Here is a 24,767-nt window from a genome sequence, read left to right on the forward strand (position 1 = left end):
CCATCACCTGTTTTGAACTGTGCTGCTGTCTTTATGGCGGTTACCCGCCGTCATCAGTTCCACCTGTTTTTGCTCGGCATTGGGCAGATTCGCCATCTCAGTGCTGGCGCATTGTGTGGTGCCTACCCAGCGCACCACATCTCGTATCGCTTTTACCTTCAGTTGGCACTGCCAGAACGTGTTTTCTTTCATCAAGTACAGCGTTTTCAGCAAGTTCGTTGTTTCCAGCGTAAAACCGCCCTGCCCAAGCGGCGTCCAGGACAGTACGTTTAGCGGGATCGCCCCCTCAAGTGGCTGGTTATTTTCATCGGCCATCCTGCCCAGCCAGGTGTAGTGGGATGTCACTTCGATACTGCGGTTAAACACTTTACCTGGCGTCAAAAATACCGTGCGCGAACCGGCCCCTTTGCTGATTTGGCTGTTAATCCCCGCCAGCGCAGAGGAGGACTCGTTGACACTAAAAGTCGACTGGCGATAGGCAGGTACGGTAAATACCGTCCGGCTGTTGCCTCTGACGTCAGCCTGCCCGGCACTGTCGACGGATACGTTAACCCGTGAAGCCCAATCCCCTTCAGGCGTCGCCACACTCAACGCAATGGCAGATGAGGGAGAGCCGTCCCCCCAGCGCCCCCATAGGAGACCAGTCCGATCAATAACCAGCGAGGAACCGTAGTTACCGCTGCTGCTCACCGCGTGGCGGTTTTCCGCCCGGTCATACGCGTCGCTGACGGTGAGCATGGCGTTACCGTACTGCCCCCCCATGCGACCATATGCCGATGCGGTTGCCGTCTGCGCATTGATGCCGTAAAGCGATGCACCGAGTTCGTTTTCACCGTTGCTGTCGGCGTAGCGGCTGTAGGCGGCGTTGTAGCTCAGTCGCTCCCCTCTACGCTGACTTTTCTGCCAGTTGGCCCCCAGCGAGGATTGGCTGCGCTTGTTGCCAAACGTCAGGCTAACATTCAAAAACGCCACGTTGTCGATCCTATCAACGCTCGATTCCCGGCGGGTAAAGGCGTTAATGTTGGTATTGATGTTGATATCATTCATCGTGAAGGCGCGGCTGAGCCCCACCTGCCAGGTGCGACTGTTAGAGCGCCGGGTGTAGACCTGCTCCCATGGCGCGCCACCCCGGTGTTTTATGTCCTCGTCCGAAAGCTCGCGGCGATAGACGTAACTCCCTTGGTTGCTGCTAATTGCATAGCCCAGGCTGGCGTTCCATTGTGCGATGGGAACCGACAACATCAGGTTAGTACTCTTGTAACAACCGCTATAGCTGTAGCGGTTCTCCACCCGCTGGCTACAGTCTGCAGCCGTCATTTCTGCACGGTAAAAACTGAGTGAAAAGCCATCGTTATAATTCAACTGTTGAATATTGCCCTGGGAACCCTCGCTACCGTGCAAATAGCTTATCCGCGAGGTCAATACGCCATCGAGGGGGCCGCTACTGAAACCGTGGCTCCAGTCCGCGGCGTTTTCCCAATAGCGGGCATCGCTCAACAGGGTGCTACCTGCCGTGAGGGAGAACGTATCGGTTAGAGGAATACGGATACCGCCCTGAACCACACGTTGACTCTCGTCGGCGCGATGTTGTTCACGGCTAACCAGGTTGCCCCCCTGTAAAAACCACTGAAAAGTATTCAGCGGTGCACTGCCCGTAGCGGTGTAGGGAAGGGTTTCCGTCCTGATCAGTTGATTATCTTCATGGATACGTAGGGTCACCGTATAGCTGCCGACGGGAAAGGTTCGGGTATCCAGCGTCTGCGCACCGGCCCTCAGATAAAATGATGACAGCAGTTGACCATCACGGTAGGCGTCTACGCGTGCTTCCCGCGCCAGGAAAACGGTCACCGGCGTTCCCTGAACAACGTTGTCCCGATTGATCCACGCCAGCGTCGAGCCAATGCGGGCACCACGGATTTTACCCAGCGGAAGCTGGCTGAGGTTGATGTTGCCACCCATGTTGCTGAATATATCCCGTGAGTCCATGATGCCGCTCTGCAGGTAGATCTGTTTCAGGATGTCCTGGCGAAAATAGGCGTTGTTCACGTCAATCTGCTGAACACTGTCCGAGCGGAAGCGTTGCCCCTGCCAGTTCCAGTCGACGTTGATAAAGCCGTTTTCCGTTACCCCCAGAGAACCGTTGCCTTGCACCGAAGCCGATTGATAGTCCTGATCGGCGACAAAATTAACGTTTTGCTGGTGTACAAGGGCGTTACGGCTGTCGATCGTAACATCGTAATATTTATCGTCGTTTTTCTTTTCTGGCAGAAATGCTTTTCCGAGGAACAGGCTAATTCGCCCGTAGTTTTCGTCATAAATAATGGCGACGGTGTCAGTATCAATAAAGTCACAGCCCGGCGCATTGCCGCTGGTGCTGCATGCAAGGTTGCCATTGCGTTTAAACGGCTGGTTTAATGAGCTGCGCAGCAGTAATTGAGGCGCAGATGGATCGTTATATTTTTCCTGGATCGCGGAGGCAATTTGATCAGGTTGCAAAAAAAACACATTTTCGAGATCGACGTTGGCCTGAAAAAGCCCCAGAGATCGTCCGTACAGCGATATCTCCAGCCAGATAACCTGCCCTTTGGCCAGGTCTTCAAAGCCAGCGGGAACAAGAGGGGAAGCCGCCGAGTGGGTGCCGACCCAAAACAGGGCTGCCAGCGCAGCGGATAAAGGCTTTATTCTGATATTCATCCGTGACATCCAGGAAATCAGGCGAGGCTATAAGCCTCGCCTGTCAGAGGTAATACGTGCCGTTAGCCAGCGTTTTTTGCAGTTGCTTGGGTAACGACAAGGCTGACAATACCGCTGTACTTACCCGAGGCAGTGGCCACACCAGCGGTAGTCTGCGAGATAATCAGCGGCATTGCCGCAGAACCATTAGTGATGCCTGCAGGGAAGGTCGTGGCGTAGTTAAACACCGTAGTGGTCGCGCTCAATTTCTGCCCGTTCAACGTCACGCTAAGCGGAATGGCATTGTTACCGCTCTGGTCGGTCAATGAAGGAGAAGAGGCCAGGCTGACGTTGAGATCGCGATCGGCAGTGTTTGACCACAGCTTGATGTTATTACGATACGCCTCCAACCCCTTGCTCGGTAGATACTGCATCGTAATGCTGGCTGGCAGCGCACTGTTATCGGCCTGCGTGATGGCGATAGTGGGATCGATATCTGCCGTCACGGTAATATCCTGCTGAACGGCGTTGGCGTTAATGGCGGTCAATAAAGCCGCTGAGCTCAGTGCTATTTTGAAAATACTTTTCATTGAAGACTCCATAAGTGATATTGATGCTCCCTTTAATTCAAAAGGGGTTAGTTCACCTGACTGGCAGGTAATTCGATTTCTTCCGTCGCGTTTTTAAGCCAATTGTAATATTTTACGCGGTATTTTTTTTGGGGTGAGAAACGCGCGTTGGCAAGTCGTATCGTCGTACCTGGATACAGAGTCGACGTCTCTTTTTTCCATGAACAAGCACCTGTTGTGTCGCATATTGCTAATTCTCGCAGTGGCAGACGAATGGTACCGCTATTCATCACCTCTGCTGAGTCAGGGGTATATTTCAGGCTAACAATAGTGTGCGCAGGTGCAACATGCACCAATGCGCCCCATACGATGCTAACGCCAACTTCTGCCGTACTGCGCTTGGGACTTTCTTCGTTGTTTGTCTTGTTGAAAATATTTTCAGATACACTTTCAAAGTAAACGCGCCAAGTGGTTTCCTTTGGTGGAAAAGAAAGAGAAACCAGTCGTACAATTCTTTCCCCCCCCGCCGTAAGCGCCAGTTTTTGCGGTGTGACGATAAGTGCCTCTCCAGAGGATATATCAGCGGGAACCTCTTTTTCATTTGGAGTTCCAGGGTTGGTTATTCTTTTTAAACTAACCTTAATAAATTGCACCTCATCGCTTTGAGAAAGCACTTTAATTTGCGCTGAGCCATTTTTATCTACTGAGGTCTCCATCGGGTACACCACCATAGATGCCCGACTTGTAAAACAAAATAAAGCCAGTGCAAAGGCGACGCACGCTAGAGGGCGTTGTAGCAAAAAATACCTGTTCATTGGTGTTTCCTATAAAACCTTCTCTGGAGAAAAATATTTGTTATTCGCACGGCTTCACTGTGCTTCGATAACTCAATAAAGTTTACTGCCAAAGAAATTATATTTATATTTAATACTGCTTAATTTTAACATTAAGAATATTTCTCTTTTTTAATCAAAAAATTAAGCATTTTATGCTAATATAGTATTTAATAATGATTTTTTTTAGTGTTTAATTTTATTCATTATGTGATTTTTTTAAATAAAAAATAAATATAGTAATCAATGGTTGACTCTTGGTAGACATCTAAAATAAATTATGCTCAGCACAAAAGGACTATTTCAAGTCCTTGGAGTTTAAATTTCAACACCAAGAAGATTCCTATCTATATGAAATATATAATTAATCTTGTTCTTTTTTTTGACTCTAACACCAGAATGCTAGCTCTAAAAAACGATGACACTTTATCCATGGAGTTATCAAAACCCGCTAATCGATTGTTATGCGAGCTAATTATTAACAACAATATCACTCTTGCTCGAGAGGATATTATTAAAAAAGTGTGGGCAGATTATGGGTTTTCAACATCAGTGGCCACCTTGAATAACAACATCAGTGAGTTAAGGAAAGCTTTCTCAAATCTGGGGTTCGATAGGGAAATCATTGTCACCGTGCCGAAAATAGGTTTCAGAATGGAGGCGGAAATTCACCCGGCAAATAAAAAAGATAAATTAGTCGAAGAGATGAAGACAGAAGTTGAAAATGTGGCCATTATGGATGAATCCTCACCACAAATTAATGAACATGTCCTATCTCCATCAGAAGATCAAGCAGACAAGGTACAAAAACAAAGTGGGCCGAAAACAAGCGTCCTTGTCGCTGGTATAGGTATACTTGTGACTGCTGTTACTGTAGGTATCACTCTCACGATCTTGCTTCAAAGCGAAGTTATTCGCCCGGTTACCACCATCGGGAAATGTAGCATCCATAGCTTAAGTAACACCCCCACTCGCTCCAATTTTATTGAGCATGTGCAAGATATGATCAAAAAAAAGAAAGTGGACTGTAACAATGAGCCCGTTGAAATTTATTACACTGACACACGCCAAGGCAGTAACGTATTGACGGTTCGTTTTATGGCTGTTTGTTACCCTATCGATGATGGCCATTATCAGAATTGCGAAAATTATAAAATTGTCAGGTAAGCTTATAAATGAAAAAAATTATTATTTCGTTGCTATTTATCGTCGCTTTATGCGGCTCATTTTATCATAAAAATTATAGCAGCAAACCCTTTCGCTGCGATGCTCATTTGATTGCACTTGTCGAACAGGATAGTAATCATGTTGAGCTAAATCTGCATGACAATCTCATATTGACGTTACCTACTGAAGGGCTGGTATCAATGACAGGAACAATTAAACAGAATGATAAAGACTATCTTGTAAGCAGAACGCTATTTTTTACTATCAAAAAATCAGGATTGAAAAATAATTATAAAGTAGAAATAAGTCGTGAAGAAATTGATAAAAGAGATGAGCTTCCAGAGGATTTATGGCTGAAATATGTTTTCCCGAAGTCTACAGGTGTTGAATTTTACTCTGAGGTGAGGGAATTGAACAAAAATGCAATATTACTTCAGTCGCTTTCTAATCCACTGTTAGTATGCGTACGCACAGAAAATTAGGTGACATCTGCAATTAGCTTCAGGGAATGAAGAGGAATATAGTAACCACCTGTGCCCAGAAATAGGGTTCTCGCCGACGCACGGAATACCTGAGTCTTCCAGCTACAGCGTAGTGGCACACTGAATTTGGCTACCTAAACAGAGGTGATATGTTCACCTCTGAGCTAAACGGGTAATGCAGTGAAAAATAAAAAATTTTATCGCAGAGGTGAAATGCTAATTCGCTCAACTGGTTCTACTGGAAAAATTGTCTTGAAAACCAGACGGTAGACAGGCTGCATTACGAAGCCAGGTTCTGCCGGGGCAAGCAGTATCGCAATTGTGACTTTCCAACTTTACCCGAGAACGAAAACCACGGCCCAGAGCTGGCGGAGACCTTCCGAGAAGAGCAGACATCGGAAAGAGTGATCCCGGCCAGGGGAAAGAAGACCACACCTGACCAGGAAAACTGCATACATCAATTTTTCGGCCCAACTATTTTATCGATTCTTTTAAAGTAGACACCGCCGGGTCAAATACTCAATATGTTGAACGCCTCAATTGTAAGACGTAGGGGTATTCAAAATCATCCGACATGCAAAACAGGATCATCGGTACTTCCATTGAACAAGAGTATTACGTTTGAAGCGGTATCAACTTATTGAATACACAACCCAAAAAATGCCTTGCAGAATAAGCGCCGATAAATCATCATTTGAAACGACGTTTCACTTCCTTGCTACAGGTCAACCTTGAACTTACACGGGCTACTGCCCCAGCGCGTTGCCAAGACGCATTGGTATGCCAAGCGAAAAAGCTATCGGGTGCTTTTTTGGCGCGAAATCACGCCACTGGCAGTACCGATCTTTCTAGAGAACACCTGCGTACTGCTGATGGGGGTCCTCAGCACCTTCCTGGTGAGTTGGCTCGGCAAAGAGTCGATGGCAGGCGTTGGCCTGGCAGACAGCTTCAACATGGTCATCATGGCCTTTTTCGCGGCGGTGGATCTGGGTACTACAGTGGTTGTGGCCTTTAGCCTTGGCACTCGCGATCGCAAACGGGCGCGGGCGGCGGCACGCCAGTCGCTGGTATTAATGACCGTGCTGGCGGTGCTGCTGGCGGTTGGGATCCATTTAGCCGGGCAACAGATCATTAACGTGATCGCCGGTGAAGCCACGCCCGAAGTCAAAGCGCTGGCGCTCTCTTATCTGCAAACCACCGTCTGGAGCTATCCGGCAGCCGCCATCGCCCTGATTGGTAGCGGCGCCCTGCGTGGGGCGGGTAACACCAAGATCCCGCTGTTGATCAATGGCGGTATGAATATCCTCAACATCCTCATCAGCAGTACGCTGATTTATGGGGTATTTAGCTGGCAAGGCCTGGGTTTTGTTGGCGCGGGGCTGGGGCTGACCATTGCCCGCTATATCGGCGCGATCGCCATTATTGCCGTTCTGGCGGTGGGCTTTAATCCGGCGCTGCGTATTACGCTCAAAAGCTATTTTACGCCACTCAACAGCAGCATACTGCGTGAGGTGCTGGGGATTGGTATTCCCGCCAGTATCGAATCGGTGCTGTTCAACGCTGGCAAGCTGCTGACACAAATGTTTGTGGCGGGGATGGGGACCAACGTCATCGCCGGTAACTTTATCGCTTTCTCTATCGCGGCCCTGATTAACCTGCCGGGGAATGCCTTGGGATCTGCTTCGACCATTATCGTCGGTAGGCGTCTGGGGAAAGGGCAAATTGCTCAGGCCGAGCGGCAGATGAAGCACGTCTTTTGGCTGGCGACGATTGGCCTGACGGTGATTGCCTGGGGAACCGCCCCCTTTGCCGGGCTGTTTGCCTCATTTTATACCCAGGAAGACGATGTTAAAGAGGTGGTCAAAATCCTGATTTGGCTCAACGCCGCGTTTATGCCGATTTGGGCCGCGTCCTGGGTGTTACCCGCCGGGTTGAAGGGCGCACGTGATGTCCGGTTTGCCATGTGGGTGACGATGTTGGGCATGTGGGGCTGTCGAGTGGTCGCTGGCTATATCCTGGGCATCGTGCTTGGTATGGGCGTGGTGGGTGTCTGGCTGGGGATGTTCTTGGACTGGGCCGTGCGTGGAGTCTTCTTCTATTGGCGTATGGTCAGCGGGCGCTGGTTATGGAAATATCCACGCCTGAGAAAAAACCAGCCAGAGTCAGCCGAAGAACAGCCACCAAGCTAACGGTATTTTATTAGCCTGAGCCGGGTTGGCGGTATCAATCCATTGTCGGCGGTTATGTTTTGGTGTAAGACTGATGCCACGATAAATGATCTAAAGGTGCACCATGGATGGATTGATATTTATCGCTGGCTTGGCGTTGTTCCTGTGCCTGGTGGTATTACCCATTTCTGTGGTGGTATCGCTTGGCCGTGGCAACCGTAACCAGCGGGAAATTGCCCAACTGACACTGACCATCACCCAGTTGCAAAAACAGGTGGATGATCTCCGCTTCGAGGAAACCGGGAGATCGTGGCCAACGCCAACGCCCGTTTCTCAGGCGCAACCTGTGGCTGCGAAGACAAGGCATGACTTTGCGGCGCATGCGGCACAACAGTCTACCGTTAAACCCGCAGCTGACATGGCCGCCCCCCCTTCGGTTATATCGCCATGGGAGTCTGCAGTTCCAAAACCACCCGCACCAGTAACAACCATCCCTCACCCACCTGTTTCTGATAAACCCGCCATTGATAAGCCGCAGCAACCGAAAAACGACCTGCTCAGCGGGCTGGTGGGCTGGTTTATGCAAGGCAACCCGTTGGCGAAGCTGGGGGTCTTGCTGCTGTTCTTCGGTTTGGCCTACCTGATGAAATACACCGTTGAACGCGACATGTTGCCTATTGAGTTCAGGTTAATGGGCGCGGCGGTGGCGAGCGGCGTTTTACTGTGGTTTGGCTGGCGTCTGCGTGTTAAACAGACGATGTATGCCCTGATCCTGCAAGGGGGCGCGGTTGGCGCGCTCTATATCACCGTATTTGGTGCCTTCCGGCTTTATCAACTGTTGCCCCATATGCTGGCATTTGGCCTGATGCTGGTGATCTGCGCCGCCAGCGTGGGGCTGGCCGTATTGCAGCGCGCCCTCAGCCTGGCGATGCTTGCCAGCATTGGTGGCTACCTTTCACCGTTGTTGCTGTCCACCGGTGGCGGCAGTTATATCGCGCTATTCTCCTATTACCTGCTGCTTTCGCTGGGCATTTTGGCGATCAGCGTCTGGCAACCGTGGCGGCCACTTAACCTGCTGGGTTTTGTTTTTTCCTTTGGCGTCGCTGGGATGTGGGGAGTAAACAACTACCTGCCGGAATACTACCTGGGTTGCCAGCTGTTCCTGATTGCCAATATCGTGATTTTTGGCGTGCTATGCCTGGCTTTGACTCTGCGCGCACAGTTGCCTGGCGAGAAGATTATCGATGGCGCGCTGCTGTTTGGCCCGCCGTTAATCGGTTTTGGCATGCAGTATCTGATCGTTCGCCAGTGGGAGTTTGGCCCGGCGTTCTCGGCGCTGGGCTTCGGTTTGGCTTACCTGTTACTGGCCTGGGCAGCATTGAAGCGCTACCCATCCCTGGGCCGTATGTTGGCGGTCTCCGGTTTGGCGCTGGGCGGGGTGTTCACTACGCTGGCGATCCCATTGGCACTGTCTGCTGAGTGGACATCCATGGCTTGGGCGCTGGAAGGGCTGGGCATTCTGTGGCTTGGTCGTGAGCAAAAGCAAATCCGCATGAGCCTCAGCGGTTCTGGTCTGTTGGTGCTGGCCTTGGCTTCTGCCCTGGTCGCTCTTGGCGCTGGAATGACGACGCTCTCCTTCACGTTTGTGTTCGCCGTACTGGCATTAACTTGGCTCGCGGTGGCATTCCTCTGGCGCGATCTGGAGAGCGAAGCCGCATTCAGACAGGTTGTCAGCCGTTCCTTCCTGGCTGGCGGCATCCTGCTCTGGCTGGTTTGCCTGCTCGGTTTTGCTGGCCGATTGCCGCTCAACTATGGTTATGGAGCCTTCCTGGCGTTGGCCTTGTTGACGCTATCCGTAGTGCTTTGGCGTTGGGTGGCACAAAGGCTGGCCTGGCTCGAACTGCGTTATAGCATTTGGCTGCTGTGGCCGGGCATGTTGGCCATGCTGATGTTCCAATTGGTTGACTTTGATTCTTTATTGTCCTTCGGCTGGCCGAATCTGGTCTGGTTGCTGGCCTTGCCGGTGGCGTACTGGCTGCTGAAGCGTGAAGCGGGCTCTCTGCGGTTACTGCGTATGCAGCAAGGGTTACACCTGTCGCTGTTCTGGATGGTGGTGTTTGCGCTGGGTTATGAAGTCTTTTGGCGCACGATGCGCTTGCCATGGGGCATGGATGAGTGGCAACTGGGCCTGCAAATGGGCTTCCTCTCCCTGATCATCCTGGCTACACATGGTGCGCTGCGCAAAGGATGCTGGCCGTTTGCCGAGCATCGTCAGTTGTATGGTGCGATTGCCTTGGCTCCATTGGCGGCGTTGGCTCTGCTGCTGTTGCTGGTAGGCAACGTGTTTGATGGGGTCAGTCTAGGCTGGCGTTATTTGCCGCTGTTAAACCCGTTGGAAGAGGGCGCTGGTTTTGCACTCTTGGCGCTGGTGACCCTGGGGCTGTTTATCCGGCGGGAATACCCGCAATTTGCCGCATTGCTGCGACAGGCGCTGCCGCTGTTTACTATCGCAGTGCTTTTCTGGTGGGGCAATGGGGCGGTTCTGCGTGCGCTGGCCTATTACGCCGATATTGCCTGGCGGGCCGATACGCTCTGGGGCTCGCGCCTGGTACAGACCACCTTCGCTTTGCTGTGGATGCTGATAGCGCTGATCGTCATGGTGCTATCAACCCGCCGTGGACAACGTGAGGTCTGGTTTGGCGGTGCGGCGTTGCTCGGTATCGTCATTGTTAAACTGATGCTGGTGGATAGCGCCCGGGGTGGTGGATTGGCTCGTGCCATCGCGTTTATCGGCGTGGCGATACTGGTGTTGATCGTGGGATATTTTTCCCCATTGCCACCCAAAGCGGTGCGCGGTAAGGAACCCAATGTGGCAAGCGAACGAGGGAATGTATGAAAGTAAAATTGAATAACGGGTTGCTGCTGGGGTCACTTTGTCTGGCTGGTGTAGCCAATGCGCAGCCGGTAGCTGAAAAACCGCAGGATTTCGCCTATGGCATCTCGCTAGCCACTGAAGGCAGCGCGCCGTTTTTCCGTATTGAACTGCCTGAGGCGGTGTATACCGAGAGCGTTTGGCCAGATCTGCGCGATGTGCGGGTGTTCAACAATCAGGGGCAGGCTGTCCCCTTTGCGCTGGCCGCGAACGTCACCACTCAGGAGAATAGCCAGACTTTCCCTCTGCGCCTGTTCCCAATGAATGGCAAAAGGGTCACCAATCAGGAACAGCAGGTGATTTCGTTAAAATCCGCAGGTGGTGTTGAAGTGACCTTGCCAGTGGATAGTGACAAGCCAATGGGGAACACCTATCTGCTGGAGATCCCGCAGCATGAGGGCAACTATCCCCGCCTGACCCAGCTGAAACTGTCCTGGGAGCGTCTGCCCGAGAATTGGCAGACCCGCGTTAGCCTGTTTTATAGCAGCGATTTAAAAGACTGGTCGAGCAGCGCTGAGGATGTGCCCTTGATGGATCTGGTCTCCGGCAGCGATCGGTTGCTGTTGGATACCATCGATCTTGATGACTATGCCAGACCTCGTTATCTGCTATTGGTGTTCAACGATGCCAAAACGGCCCCTGATTTGAAGATCCAGTCAGTACAGGGGATTGCGGCCTCCAGACACACCGAACAGCAAAGGATCGGCCTGACCTTCAACCAAAAAGCCATTTCGGCCAGTGAGGCTGAATATAGCTGGCCGAATCCTCAGCCCTTGAACAATATCAGCATTCGGCCGACGCAAGGGAATACGGTGCTGCCACTCGAGATCGATTACCGCAGCGCAGCCAGTGACAATTGGCACCCTCTGACCAAGCAGGTGGTGTTCTCGGTGAATGGCCGCACCGCAGAGGCAATCCCGATGAATGGCTTACTGGTGCAGGGTATTCGTTTGAAAGGCATCAACCAGCAATGGGGCGATTCGCTGCCAGAGGTTAAGGCGGAGCGCGATAGCCAAACCTTGATATTCAATGCCCAGGGAACCACACCATTCCTGCTGGCGTGGGGAAATAAAGCGGCCCAGCCTCAGGCGATCCCTTTAGATAGCCTGATCCCGGCAGAGCTGCGTAAAACGATAGATGCCGATGCATTGCCACAGGCCGGGTTGCAATCTCAAGTGACCCTAGGCGGCACCGAACGCTTGAGCTCGGTGGATGCCGCAGAAGAGGCCAGCATGTGGAAGAAAGGCCTGCTCTGGCTCCTGCTGGTTCTAGGGGCGGGTGGTTTAGTGTTGCTGGCCTTGAAGCTGTGGAAAGAGGTTCAGCAGAAGCCGTAATAGGGCAGGTGATTGCTGGCTGGTGGGATAGAAAACAAGGGGTGACGCGGTGGCGTTGCCCCTTGTGCATTTATAGATATAGAAGCGCCCTATAGGCTAAGGCGCTATCCAGTAAAGATGGTGCCCATTGTTCGTAGGTAGGATCAGTTTTACCTCAGGTGGGTCTGATTTATATTGATGTATGGGCATTTTTACTTCGGTACTAATAGCTAAATACCATAATAAAACCACTGAAAATTAATAACCTGCCATTGATTAAAGTAACTGGGTTATGATTTAAAGAGTATTCTAATAAATTCTTATATATTCAGTATTTCCAGTCGGTGGATATTCGGCTGCCCGTTATAGGTATTGATTTCATTAACTAATAATGTTGACCGATATAGATATCATGGCTATTCTTTGCTTCCTACTCATTGCTGATGAAGTGGTGTAAGCAGTCTGCTCCCTGAAATCGTATGCTGCATTTAGGATGCAGCCACGACCAGTAGCTTAACGGGAGAATCGCTCGGGTATGTAAAACGGTTTTGTCTTACTGCTTAATTATTATGGTGTTATGGAAAAGGATAATTCCCTGATGCTCTATTTGTCGCTGAGTATCGCTATTAGATTTAAAAAGATAATAGCGTGCACTCTAATGTCATGGTTGCTTTCTGCCTGTGATAATAAGAATGATCTGTTGATCCAGGGGGATGTCGAGGGGGAATTTATGTATATTGCCGCCCCAGTCTCTGGTATGCTAAAAAATCTCTATGTCAAAAAAGGCGATCGAATTCAATCTGATGCTTTATTGTTTGCTTTGGATAATGAACGTGAAACCCAGCGCTACTTACAGGTGCAGCATCAGTTAGATATAGAACAATCCACGCTTGTGGATTTACAGTCTGGTAGAAGAAAAACGGAATTAGATGTTCTGCGAGCCCAGCTCAACGGTGCCATTATTGCAACGCGGCTCGCCCATTCAAAACTGGCACGTAATGAAAAACAGGCAAAATGCGGGGCTATTTCTGAGTTTGAACTGGAAGCCTACCGCTCGGACTATAATCAAAAAGCAGCGGTAGTTGAGGAGTTACAAAATCGCCTTTCCGCTGATGAACTCCCCGCCCGCGATGCTCAACAACGGGCTCAAACAGCCCGTATTGAAGCGGCAAAGTCGGTGCTTAATCAAAGCAAGTGGGCACTGGATCAAATGACACGCGCTTCCTTGGTAAACGCGCAAGTATTTGACACTTTTTATCAGGTCGGGGAGTGGGTTCCGGCGGTTGGAAGCAGCGGTTGGCACTCTCCGCCAGCCTGCTGCATAACCCGAAACTCTTGTTGCTGGATGAACCCACTGCAGGGGTTGACCCTAACGCCCGGCAGGAGTTTTGGCAAATGTTGTATGCGCTACATAATTCCGGTTATTTCTCTTTTAAAACGGAATTGGCCACGGAGCAACAGGCGGCAGAGGCGTTGGCACAGGGAAAAGTACAGTTTGTTATTAATTTCCCCTCTGACTTTAGTCATAAATTATTGCGCGGTGAAAAAGCCAGTATGCTGATTGAGGCTGACGCCACCGAACCGGTAGCCATTATTCAACCGCTGATGGCCGCGAATATGCTGTCGGAACGGGTGTTAAACAGAAACTTGCCTGAAGCTGCGCTGTCCGCCTTTGCTAAAAACCAGTTGCAGTCAATGCAACTCACTTTCTTCTATTTTTTACCTTCGGTGTTGTTGACCGGATTTATGTTCCCGTTCCGGGGGATGCCAGAGTGGGCGCAGGTTATTGGTTGTTTTTTACCTATGACCTATTTTATCCGGCTGGCCCGTGGCGTGATCCTGAAGGGTAACACCATCTTTGAGATGGGGTCAGATGTTTGGCCGCTGATCGGATTTACCTGCGGATTTATGCTCATAGGCCTCTATTTCCACCACCGCACTCTTGATTAATTAATACCGCTATCCCGATTTCAAAACCCGATGGAAGTGATTTATGAAAGATAATGGATTATATGAAAAGCCGCTGGTATGGCGCTTTATGCTATGGGTACACGAGCGTTTTCCACTGCCGAATGCCCCCTTCTTTGTTCTGCTGTTTATTGTCGCTTATGCCGTGGCGGCCAGTTCAGAAAAGAGGGAAGTGATTTTCTCATGGAATATTATTATAGGCTGCCTACTATCCTGGTCCTATTTTCTGCTGTTGCGAATTTTTGACGAACATAAGGATTATCTCATCGATTGTGAGCACCATCCTCAGCGGGTTCTTCAACGGGGATTGATTACGCTCAAACATCTTAAATTTGTCGGTGCAGGTTGTATTGTACTACAGCTTTTCGCCAGTATGGCCATTGATGGGGGTATCGCTGGGGCGACCTTGGCGTGGGTGCTGCTATTCGCCTGGACATGCCTGATGGGTAAAGAGTTCTTTATTGGTCAGTGGCTCAATCAATACCTGACCTGTTATGCCATCTCCCATATGTTGGTGATGCCGTTAATCATCTTGTGGCTGGCCAATATAGCGGTTCCTGGCGTTACGCTCAGCGCTCCGATGCAAATATTGATGCTTCTCTCTTTTACTGCGGGATTTATTTTCGAAATCACTCGTAAATTTAAAGGCCCGGATGAAGATAGGCAAGAGATCCCTACCTACTCCTCAATTTATGGGATAAAAACCATTTTTATCATTCTGAACATACTGATTTCTGTGATGCTGCTCATCCAGCTAGAGTTGATTATGGCGACTATCGGGAATGTTCCTTTCTTATCCCTAATCCCGTTAGTGATTTTCTATATTTTAACCCTGTATCAGCTCGTTACGTTTTTACATCACCCCTATATTCGCAACCGAAAGCGCAATGAAGCCATTGTTGGCCTCTACCTGGCCGTTGGTTATCTGGTGTGTGCAATAACGATTTTAAACTCCATAATAGTTTGATATTTAAGGATATTATCATGTCGATGAAAGGTCTGTCACCACGTCATCTGTATACCTATACGGAAAAAGCCCGGCAGCAGCGTTTAGCCTATCTGTCAAAGCACATGCAGTGTTCGCTGGATAAGGTTGCCCAGAACTCGTTTGATGCCACCGCGCTATCCAACAACATTGAAGGGTTTATTGGCTCGGTGGAAGTCCCTGTAGGTATTGGTGGCCCGCTGCAAATCAACGGGCTGCACGCTCAGGGGCTGTTCTACGCCCCGTTTGCGACAACGGAAGGGGCATTGATCGCTTCTATTTCACGGGGCGCCACGGCGATTACCCGTTCTGGCGGTGCCATGGCCAGGGTGCTGGGCCAGCGTATGATGCGTGTGCCACACTTTGAATTTCTCAGTGTGACAGAGGCGCTGGAGTTCAGTCATTGGGTAGTCAACTATCTCGATGAGTTACGCAGCGAAATTTCCAGCCACTCTCGTTATGCGCAGTTGGTGGCCTTAACACCTCAGATTATCGGGCGCAGTGTACACCTACACTTTATCTATGAAACAGGTGCTGCCGCCGGGCAGAATATGACGACAACCTGCACCTGGCATGTCTGCCGGTGGATCCAGGAGAAGCTGGCGACGACCACTGATCTTAAGCCTCATCACTTTATGATCGATGGTAATTTATCCAGCGATAAGAAAGTCTCTTATCAGTCGCTGATCCACGGCCGGGGTACGCGGGTGATTGCCGAGGTGTACCTGAGTGCCAGAGTGTGTCAATCCATCCTGCGGGTCACTCCTGTTCAGTTAGTTAATGCTTACCACCGTGCTGTGGAAGGCGCCATAGCTGCCGGTATGGTCGGTGTGAATATCAACGTTGCTAATGTTATTGCGGCACTGTTTACTGCCCTAGGGCAGGATATTGCCTGCATCCATGAATCTTCCGTAGCTCATTTACGCATGGAGCTGAACAACGAGGGGGCGCTTTATTGCAGCATCACATTGCCTTCTCTGGTCATAGGTACCGTTGGCGGCGGCACTTATCTCCCTCATCAGCGTGAATGTTTGAACATGTTAGGCTGTAGTGGGCCGGACGGTACCAGCAAGCTGGCGGAAATTATTGCCAGCTATTGCCTTGCCCTGGATATTTCCACGCTGTCCGCTATCGCGGCAGATGAATTTGCCAAATCCCATGAGAAGCTGGGGCGCAACCGCCCACACCTTGCCGCCGCTCCCACCACATTGGCGGAGCTCAATCTCGCTTTCTTCCACTCCGCATCCTATAACCCGGTCTGGGGCAGTAAACTGCCGGTATCTGCTGCTATATCGGCAGGTTCAGACGAAAAATACAGTCTGTTAACCACCCTCAGCACCGAACACTCGGACAGGCTGATGGGGCTGTTTCCCGGTACTTTGACCAATGCGGCACGGCAGGATATTCCGGTGATGCTGAAGCTCAAGCCTCTGGATCAAGACATCTTCACAATGATGAAGTTTTTTGCCGGGAAGAGTTCACCGGTTCTGCTTCAGGCTCTTTCAGATGCGACACACCTGATAGAGTTTGTTAACACCCACAGCCGCGAAGTGGCGGTAATGAATCAGCAGGATCCACGTCTGACGCGGTATATGCCAAAGGTTTATGGTGTTATTCGTGATGACAAAACGCGCACCTATGCCTTGATTGAAGAGCACCTACACGATTTAGTGCTGATGGATTCCGCCAACGGCATCGGCTTATGGCAACCCCGCCATATTGAAGTAGCAATCGCTGGTATTGCAGAAATCCATGCTGTTTGGCTGGGGCAGGAGGGCGCGCTGTTACAGCAATTCCCTGAAATCAGCCCGCAGGGCAAAGAGAACACTCTGGCGCAACGTCCCCTGCTACAGGCATTTGCGGGTTTTATGGCCCAAAACTTAGCCCACTACTTTACCCCTTCAGAGCATGACGATTTCTTGTCATGGGTAGCCAGCATAGAAATCTGGTGCAGCGAAATAGAGCAGATGCCACGCACGCTGGTACATAACGATTTTAATCCGCGCAATATTGCCTTTCGGCAGTGTGATGAGGGGCTGGAGCTATGCTGCTGGGATTGGGAACTGGCCACGCTGCACCTGCCTCAGAGGGATTTGGTCGAGCTGTTGGTTTTTACTCAGCAGGCAGATATTAGCGCTGAGGCGGTGGCGCACTACCTCGAATTTCACCGCCAGCAGCTAGAGCACCATAGCCAAAGCGCTGTTGATGCCATTCAGTGGCAGAGAGGTTACGTGCTGGCACTGCATGATTTTTGGCTACGGCGTATTCCATTCTATTTAATGGTACACCACGTCAGCCCCTATCCGTTTATCGATCGAGCTATGCAGACCCTGCGAAAACTTATTGAACTGACACGAGCTCACAGCACCACTTAATTCATTTTAGCCAAGGAGAGGCGTGCAAGATTGGTCAGAAGTTCTTCTGTTGGGCAACTGACCCGATCTGATCGCTCAAATGGACTCTATGACAAACTTATACTCTCAGCATCAGGCCGTACAATTAACTCTGGATCAATTGGGCGGAAAAGCCGCCAATCTTTTATGGTTATCGTTGGAACAGTATCCCGTACCAGAATGGTGGGTGGTGCCAAGCGATATCCTTACTCAACTGGTCACTCAGGATCCGGTTACTGCCGAAATGGTGCAGCGGTTAACTACCGTCACAGCGGATATCACCTTTGAGGCACTGGAAGAGCTAGCCACCCCGTTGCGACAACGGATACAGCAGGCACAGTTGCCTGCGGGTCTACGAAAACCCCTGTCGGCACTGTTGGCGGACTATCCCGATACTTTCTTTTCTGTTCGTTCGTCAGCCATTGGTGAAGATGCGGATAATGCCTCTTTTGCCGGGCAGATGGACAGCTATCTGTTCCAGCAGGGGGTTGAAGCGATTAGCGCAAGCATTTGTGCCGTGATGGCTTCTGCTTTTAATACCCGGGCACTGCAATATCGGCTGCACAGGGGAATACCTGTGGATAATATCCGCAGTGCCGTCATTATTCAGAAAATGGTGGACGGTGAGGTTTCCGGCGTGATGTTTACTGCAAATCCTGTGACAGGGAGCCGCCAGCATGGATTGATCTCCTCAGCCTGGGGTGTCGGTGAAGGGGTGGTTTCTGGTGAATGTGATACGGATGAGTTTAGTGTCCATCTGTTCAAGGATGAGATTGAGCGCCGTATTGTCGCAAAGCGCGTTGCGTTAGTGTTTGATAAAACCCGTCAGCGGGGTACGGTCACTCAGAATATTGATCAAGCCAGCCAGTGGGCCGAAACGCTCACCGATGTACAAATTTATGCGTTACGGGATATAGGTAATAGCATTGCCCACCACTGCGGTTGCCCGCAGGATATTGAGTGGACCATTAAAGACCAGTTGCTCTATATTTTACAAACTCGTCCGATTACCCGCCTGCCGAAAGTCGCCGAACCGGTTGACCGCTGTCTGGTGTTTAACAACGCCAATATTCAGGAATCCTATTGTGGGGTAACCACGCCGTTGACGTTCTCGTTTGCCAGAGCCGCCTATGCGACGGTATATGAGCAAACCCTACGTATTCTTGGCTGTTCTGATAAGCAAGTTAGCCAGTCTCAGGAGATGTTAGATAACATGCTGGGGCTGATTAAAGGGCGGGTTTATTACAATATCAATAACTGGTATCGCTGCCTGCTGATACTGCCATCATTCAAAACCAACAAGCAGGATATGGAACGGATGATGGGGCTGACGGAACAGGTGGATTTTGTCCAATCCAGGCAGTTCACCCTGTGGGAGAAAGCGGCCAAACTGCCGGGCATGGTGAAGGCTTTGGTCCGCCTGCTGGCTTCGTTTCGCAATATGGATAACCACGTTGAACAGTTTTTACAGCAGTTCAGGACCCTCACGGCAAACATTCCGCGCGACCGCCTGCATACGCTCACGGCGAACCAACTGACAGAACTGCTTAGGTATCTGGATACACACTTGCTACGGCGCTGGACTACGCCGATCCTCAATGACTTTTACGTCATGATGTACAACGGGCGGGTATACCGTACTTTGGCTGCTGCGGGAGTTGAAAAAACTGCTGCCCTGATGGGGGATTTACTCTCTGGAGAAGAAGGTATTGAAAGTACTCAGCCGACCAAAGAGCTGTTGGTCATGTGCCAGTACGTCCGCTCTAAACCCGCCTTGCGTAAACTTATTGAACAGGGGCAAGGCACCATGCTGCTAAACCAGCTCAAGACCCAAGACGCTCATTTCTACCGGCAGTGTATTGGCTATATCGATAAATATGGCGACCGCACTATGGGTGAAATGAAGCTGGAAACCTTAACGCTTCGCTATGATCCCCGCTTTCTGTTTACCATCCTGAAAAACTATCTGACGCTGGACGACTTAACGCCAGAATCACTGGCTACCAGAGAAAGGGGATTACGCAGCGAAGCGGAAAAGCGTGCTTTTAGCATCGTGGAGTACGAGCTGGGCAAGCGTCGCATACGGCAGTTTAAACGTCATCTGGCCAGGCTTCGTCAGGCTATCCGTCATCGGGAAAATATGCGCTTTACCCGTACAAGGTTGCTCGGGATTTATCGCGATCTGTTTAATCAGCTTGGCCGACAGTATGCTCAGGAAGGCATTCTCTCTCAGGCCCGTGACATCTTTTATCTCACGCTGGATGAGATCTATAGTGGCTATGAAGGAACCGCCGTTCAAACCCAGTTAAAACCGCTGGTTGGAGCCCGCCAACGGGAATATGCCAGCTATGAAGCGGAAGAACTGGCCCATCACATCTGTTGTCATGGCTCCCTGTTTCAGAAGCATGACTTTGCCAACCCTTCCCAGGTGGAAACACTCCCATCAGATGAAAATCAACTGCAGGGTATCGGCTGCTATCCCGGGATCGTGGAGGCCAGCGTACGCTTAATCAAATCTCCCGAAGATGAGATGTCACTATCTGGGCAGATCCTTTGTACCGAGCGAACCGATCCCGGTTGGGCGCCGCTGTTCCCAACGGCGGGCGGGTTGTTGATAGAACGGGGATCTACGTTGTCACACTCTGCCGTGGTGGCAAGGGAGATGGGGATCCCCGCCATTGTCGGTATTCCCAATATCACTCGCTTGATACGCGACGGTGAGTATGTGCGTATGGATGGTGGGGCAGGTACGGTGACACGTCTGGAACCGTTTAAAAAGGACACATGTGTAGACGCGGAGGAGGTTCTACCATGATTAACGTCTCTGAATGGCAGTCCAGCCAGCAGCTAACCGAGGCGTTTCTGTCTCTCCCGCAGCAAATCTATCGCCACGATCCTCTCTGGCCGGGAGAAGATCAAGCATCGCTCAAACAGCAGTTCAGCCAGGAAAACTCATGGTTTGAACAAGGTAAGGCGTGGACTGGCACTATACCGGGAAAGGCTCGCCTGGCGGGTTTTCTCCCCCCCTATTTGGTTGAAGGACAGAAGGTGGCGTTTTTTGGTTTCTGGGAAAGCATTAACGACTTGTCCTGCAATCAACACCTGTTCAACGCTCTGGCGGTGTGGGTAAAAAAGTACGGTATTACTCAGCTGTACGGGCCGATCAATTTTTCCACTTTTGGTCAGTACCGCATTCGCCTGAATCAGTTTGAAAAGGGGGCTTTCGCTGGGGAGCCTTACAATCCGCCTTACTATGGCACTTTACTGGAACAGTTAGGGTTCAGCGTTAAGCACCGTTATCTCTCAACTTTCGATGATGCCAGTTTGGCGGCGGATAACTGGTCACAGCGATACCTGCGGATGAAAAAGCTCCCCATGGATATCGAAAGTCGTCCTCTGACTCCGGCTTTATGGATGCGAGAGCAACGCCGAGTGTTTGCATTTACCGATCGTCTGTTTGGTGATGGCTTCGCTTATACCCCGCTAAAGTGGGATGAGTTTCAACAACGTTGTGGTGAGCACTTTATCCGGCGCTTTTGCCCCCATTCCTCTATGTTGGCTCAAACCACGGATGGAGAGATTGCCGGTTTGTCCATGGTGCTTCCGGTCTATAGGGACGGTAAAGCAGAGGCCAATTTGTGGAAAACCGTAGCGATAGATCCCTGTTATCGGCGTACTAGTGTGCTTGGCCATCTGTGTGGTCAGTATCTTCAATATACTAGCCAGCATTATCCCCGCGCGGGTGGGGCGATGATACGTGATGATAACGCCAGCCTGCTCATGGCCAAATCGCTGTTTAGAGGAACCGATCGGCGTCATCACGACTACGCACTGTATGGCAAGGAGCTATTCTGATGAACCTTTGTCAGCTCATTGTTCAGTCTGCTGAACGCTATCCCGACAGGGTCGCGCTCCATGTTCCGCTATCCAACGGCGAGTATTCCACTCTGACCTATCGGGACTTTATCAATCTGGCAGGACATTTTCAGCGTCAGCTGATCCAGTCCGGTTTTACCCGTGGCGATCGTCTGGTGTTGATGATCCCCCCAGGCCTGTATCTCTATCCTTTGCTGGTGGCTATGCTGGGAATAGGGATTGTTGCCGTTATGCCGGAGAGGGGGCTCACTAGAGCGCAGTTTCGGGCGACGCTGAGGCACTGTCGGCCCAAGGCCATCATTACCGTAGCAGCAACTGGCAAGTGGTGGCCGCTGCTCCCCGAGCTTTGGTGGTTAAAGCGATTTGTGGTTGGTCATTCGGTGCTGGGTATGCAGCAACTACAGGTCAGCGTTAATGCGCCGGATGGCGGTTTTATCTGTCAATCGCTGACACCTGATGCTACCGGGCTGATTACCTTTACTTCGGGTACTACCGGGATCCCCAAAGGGGCAAATCGTACTCATGGTAGCCTGATGGAGCAACAGCGCGCCCTCGAAAGCCTGATGCTTACAACAGATCATGATATTGATTTATATAGTTTTCCCGTGCTTGTTTTGCAGACGTTGAGCATGGGGCAACAGAGCATTCTGCCCTACTTTGACTTCGCCAGACCGGCTTGCGTTAATCCTGCTGATGTTATTCAACAAATTGGCCACTTTGGTGTCACGCGCATCAGTGGTGCGCCCGCCTATATGCAGAGAATCATTCGTTATGCTCAGGCACGGCGGCTGACCTTTTCTAAGGTACGCCAAATCATTATTGGTGGTGCTCCGGGCAGTAAAGCTCTTTATCAGAGCTGCCTACAGGTTTTTCCTTTGGCGCAGCAACTGGTGATTTATGGCTCAACGGAAGCAGAGCCGATTGCCTGTGTCGATATACAAACCTTAACGGATCGTTGGTCGCAGCATGATGGCTATCTGGTTGGCAAGCCGATCAAGGTTGCTGAAATCTGTCTGCGGGACATTATGCCTAACGGAGAACCGGGGACGCTAAAGCCACCCATTCCCGGTGATATTGGTGAGATCCTGGTAGCCGGCCCCCATGTATTGTCTGAATATATTGATAATCCGCAGGCAACCCGGCGGTACAAAATTCCGCGTAAACAGGGTGGCATTTGGCACTGTACCGGGGATGTGGGGCACTTCGATAATGGTGGGCAAATATGGTTATTAGGCAGAGTTAATGACAGCATTGCCATTGATCAACACCGGGTAATTTATCCTTATATTATTGAAAAAAGGGTTAATGACCTCAAGGAAATAGAACGTTGTGCTTTGGTCGCTCATCCGCAAGGCAATGCGGCCCTGATCCTGCAATGCACCAGCCTACCGCAAGAGTTACCGGCAATTCTGGCAGAGCTCCAGCTTACAGACGTCACCCAAGTTTACCAATTATCGGAGATGCCTGTTGACGTTCGGCATAACAGCAAAATTAACCGTCTGAAGCTGAAAAGTTTACTGGCAAAAAACGCGTTAACGGTATGCAGGCTGAACAGGGCGTCTTTATGAATAAGTCTCCTTTCCTGGTACGTTTAAGTTCTGCCGATTGTATTACGCTGGTTGGGCTACTTTTTAGTGCCGTTGCAATGGGGTGCGCCCTGCACAAACAATTATTTTTATCGGTTGCCTGGTTGTTTCTCGCCATGCTCGCGGATGCACTTGATGGCATCTGGGCTCGCCGTAATAAGCTGGTTCGCGCCTTTGGACGCTATCTTGATGGTTTTATGGATCAGTTGATCTACCTGATTTCACCCGCAGTAGTGTTCTACCTTTCAGGTTTTGATGGTTACTGGTCGCTATTTTTACTGTTGATGATGGCCTGCGGTTCTATCCGGCTTTCGGTGTTTAATGACGTCGGTAATATAGAAGGAAACAGCGGGTTTTCTTACCCCGGTATGCCGGTATTCTGGAGCTTGTTTATCCTTGGTACCTATTTGCTGCTGCGCCTGGTGCTACCACCGCTGCCAGGTTATCTGCTGCTCAGCATTGCGCTGCTGTTGTTTAGCATAGCCATGCTGTGGCGGCGACCGTTTTATAAGTTTAAACATCTGAGCATCATTATATTGATTACCCTGTCTGGTGCCTTCAGCTTCGCTTTACTCCATTTCAGAGGCTTCTATGTGGTATGACATGTTATATACCTGGTATCTGATGATCCCCGTCATATTGGGAGGCTGTACCCATATGATAATTGTCAGGTATAACCACTTTGCGGCTTTGAATGTTCCTTTGGCGGTTTCCTGCTTTGGTGCTAATAAAACATGGCGTGGGTTGCTGCTGGTTCCTCTGTTAACCGCACTGTTTGCTCTTTTATGGCTCCCCATTGGTCAGCTTCATTCACCACAGGAAATATTACCGATACTGATTGAGGAGTGCTGCCTTGCCGGACTGCTTGCCGGATTGGGTTATATTTTGCCGGAGTTGCCTAACTCATGGATGAAAAGAAAGTTGGGCATTCCACCGGGCAAGCTGCCGGTTCGCAACCGTGCCTTTTTTATCTTCGGCGATCAGATAGATTCGGCTATTGGCGTGACGCTGGCCTATACCCTCTATTTTAAGTTGCCTGCAATGTCAGCCGCGCTGATCTTCGTTATTTTCTTGTTGAGTGCTTTTGTGGTGAAACAACTGTTGTATTTACTGGCGTTGAAAAAGACGAGGTTTTAGGCTGATGTAAATGGTTTTTATCCAGGTGTGTGGAATTTATTCTTAATGGGCATTTATCGCGTTTGGAGGTAAGCGTATCTGGCAACTACAGCCTTATGATGCAATTGGTGAGCGACATTTTGCCAGATTAACGAGCGAGGCCTACAGCTTTAGCCTGAACCTGATTTTGTTTGAGTTGCTGCTCAATTTTTTGCACAGAAACGCCTGTTTCGATAGCGGTTGAACTGGCAACGGCACGGTAGATTTGAGTTTTAGTGATGTGACGATGCGCTGTTTTTTTTGTCATGTTGAAAGCCTCATGGTTTCAGTACTGATGCTAGTTCGGATAGTTATAGCTCGCAAGGCAGATATTAGTCGGTAATGTTTCAGATAAGATTTGAGTTTGCAGAATATTAATTAAATGAAATCGCTCACCATTTTGCCTCACTGGGGGGACGAAAAGGGGGCACCGGTTGATACGCCAACAAAAAAGCCACCTCGTGAGAAGTGGCTTAATTATATGATTTTAAAGCTAAAATTTGGTGGCCCCTACTGGACTTGAACCAGTGACCAAGCGATTATGAGTCGCCTGCTCTAACCAACTGAGCTAAGGGGCCAGGCGGCGTGATTATACGGTAATCATGGGATACAGGTCTACACCCATAAAACCATATGATGTTTTTATGCACAGTTCTAGCCTGTTGTA

General features: G+C 50.3%; 17 protein-coding genes, 1 tRNA gene and 1 pseudogene. 14 read left to right on the plus strand and 5 right to left on the minus strand.

The genetic code is table 11. The features are described from left to right. Window positions 1–3: 3 nt before the first annotated feature. From ACKWMY_RS21860 to ACKWMY_RS21870, 3 genes are all read right to left on the minus strand, one after another. Window positions 4–2,694 carry a TcfC E-set like domain-containing protein gene (locus ACKWMY_RS21860; protein WP_409487024.1) on the minus strand — a complete coding sequence of 897 codons (2,691 nt, stop codon included), beginning with the start codon at window positions 2,692–2,694 and terminating at the stop codon, window positions 4–6. A 62-nt stretch (window positions 2,695–2,756) separates the two neighbouring features. Then, entirely contained in the window at window positions 2,757–3,263 is a 507-nt protein-coding gene (locus ACKWMY_RS21865; protein WP_309046698.1) for a CS1 type fimbrial major subunit, read from the minus strand. Window positions 3,264–3,310: 47 nt separating this feature from the next. Continuing rightward, window positions 3,311–3,958, minus strand: a complete 648-nt coding sequence (locus tag ACKWMY_RS21870; protein WP_309046697.1) for a fimbrial protein — start codon at window positions 3,956–3,958, stop codon at window positions 3,311–3,313. A gap of 468 nt (window positions 3,959–4,426) precedes the next feature. Here ACKWMY_RS21870 and ACKWMY_RS21875 point away from each other — a divergent pair, with 468 nt between their 5' ends. The 14 genes and pseudogenes from ACKWMY_RS21875 (at window position 4,427) to ACKWMY_RS21940 (ending at window position 24,082) form a co-directional block, all read left to right on the plus strand. Next, a complete protein-coding gene (locus tag ACKWMY_RS21875; protein ID WP_409487025.1) occupies window positions 4,427–5,242 on the plus strand; it encodes a transcriptional regulator in 816 nt (271 codons plus the stop codon). Window positions 5,243–5,250: 8 nt separating this feature from the next. Continuing rightward, window positions 5,251–5,724 carry a FidL-like protein gene (locus tag ACKWMY_RS21880; protein ID WP_098929743.1) on the plus strand — a complete coding sequence of 158 codons (474 nt, stop codon included), beginning with the start codon at window positions 5,251–5,253 and terminating at the stop codon, window positions 5,722–5,724. Between the two features lie 731 nt (window positions 5,725–6,455). Then, window positions 6,456–7,913 (plus strand): EmmdR/YeeO family multidrug/toxin efflux MATE transporter, encoded by a 1,458-nt coding sequence (locus tag ACKWMY_RS21885; RefSeq protein ID WP_024528198.1) that lies wholly within the window; start codon window positions 6,456–6,458, stop codon window positions 7,911–7,913. Window positions 7,914–8,016: 103 nt separating this feature from the next. Then, complete coding sequence (locus ACKWMY_RS21890; RefSeq protein WP_409487026.1) at window positions 8,017–10,788, plus strand: DUF2339 domain-containing protein; 2,772 nt, start codon at window positions 8,017–8,019, stop codon at window positions 10,786–10,788. Continuing rightward, the gene (locus tag ACKWMY_RS21895) at window positions 10,785–12,158 is read left to right on the plus strand and encodes a DUF3999 family protein (protein WP_409487027.1); all 1,374 of its coding nucleotides are present in this window, start codon (window positions 10,785–10,787) and stop codon (window positions 12,156–12,158) included. Before ACKWMY_RS21890 ends, ACKWMY_RS21895 begins: the two co-directional genes overlap by 4 nt. Before the next feature lie 1,254 nt (window positions 12,159–13,412). Then, a pseudogene (locus ACKWMY_RS21900) lies at window positions 13,413–13,559 on the plus strand (ATP-binding cassette domain-containing protein); the annotation flags it as partial. A gap of 51 nt (window positions 13,560–13,610) precedes the next feature. Beyond that, complete coding sequence (locus ACKWMY_RS21905) at window positions 13,611–14,087, plus strand: ABC transporter permease (RefSeq protein WP_409487038.1); 477 nt, start codon at window positions 13,611–13,613, stop codon at window positions 14,085–14,087. A gap of 43 nt (window positions 14,088–14,130) precedes the next feature. Further along, window positions 14,131–15,072, plus strand: a complete 942-nt coding sequence (locus ACKWMY_RS21910) for a UbiA family prenyltransferase (RefSeq protein WP_409487028.1) — start codon at window positions 14,131–14,133, stop codon at window positions 15,070–15,072. 17 nt (window positions 15,073–15,089) lie between these two features. Next, complete coding sequence (locus ACKWMY_RS21915) at window positions 15,090–17,465, plus strand: phosphotransferase (protein WP_409487029.1); 2,376 nt, start codon at window positions 15,090–15,092, stop codon at window positions 17,463–17,465. Window positions 17,466–17,544: 79 nt separating this feature from the next. Next, on the plus strand, window positions 17,545–20,298 hold the full coding sequence (locus tag ACKWMY_RS21920; protein ID WP_409487030.1) for a phosphoenolpyruvate synthase: 2,754 nt from the start codon (window positions 17,545–17,547) through the stop codon (window positions 20,296–20,298). Then, window positions 20,295–21,338, plus strand: coding sequence for a hypothetical protein (locus tag ACKWMY_RS21925; RefSeq protein WP_409487031.1), 1,044 nt, complete (start codon window positions 20,295–20,297; stop codon window positions 21,336–21,338). The genes ACKWMY_RS21920 and ACKWMY_RS21925 overlap by 4 nt, the downstream gene beginning before the upstream one ends. After that, window positions 21,338–22,927 (plus strand): AMP-binding protein, encoded by a 1,590-nt coding sequence (locus ACKWMY_RS21930; RefSeq protein ID WP_248006582.1) that lies wholly within the window; start codon window positions 21,338–21,340, stop codon window positions 22,925–22,927. Before ACKWMY_RS21925 ends, ACKWMY_RS21930 begins: the two co-directional genes overlap by 1 nt. After that, window positions 22,924–23,547, plus strand: coding sequence for a CDP-alcohol phosphatidyltransferase family protein (locus ACKWMY_RS21935; protein WP_409487032.1), 624 nt, complete (start codon window positions 22,924–22,926; stop codon window positions 23,545–23,547). Before ACKWMY_RS21930 ends, ACKWMY_RS21935 begins: the two co-directional genes overlap by 4 nt. Before the next feature lies 1 nt (window position 23,548). Continuing rightward, on the plus strand, window positions 23,549–24,082 hold the full coding sequence (locus tag ACKWMY_RS21940; protein ID WP_409487033.1) for a CDP-archaeol synthase: 534 nt from the start codon (window positions 23,549–23,551) through the stop codon (window positions 24,080–24,082). Window positions 24,083–24,209: 127 nt separating this feature from the next. Here the strand turns inward: ACKWMY_RS21940 and ACKWMY_RS21945 are convergent, their stop codons facing one another. Beyond that, a complete protein-coding gene (locus tag ACKWMY_RS21945; protein WP_211134490.1) occupies window positions 24,210–24,368 on the minus strand; it encodes a hypothetical protein in 159 nt (52 codons plus the stop codon). Window positions 24,369–24,601: 233 nt separating this feature from the next. Further along, window positions 24,602–24,678 (minus strand) — tRNA-Ile (locus ACKWMY_RS21950). Window positions 24,679–24,767 lie beyond the last annotated feature (89 nt).

The sequence above is a fragment of the Serratia sp. J2 genome, from assembly GCF_046269175.1.
GTDB lineage: Bacteria > Pseudomonadota > Gammaproteobacteria > Enterobacterales > Enterobacteriaceae > Chania > Chania fonticola_C.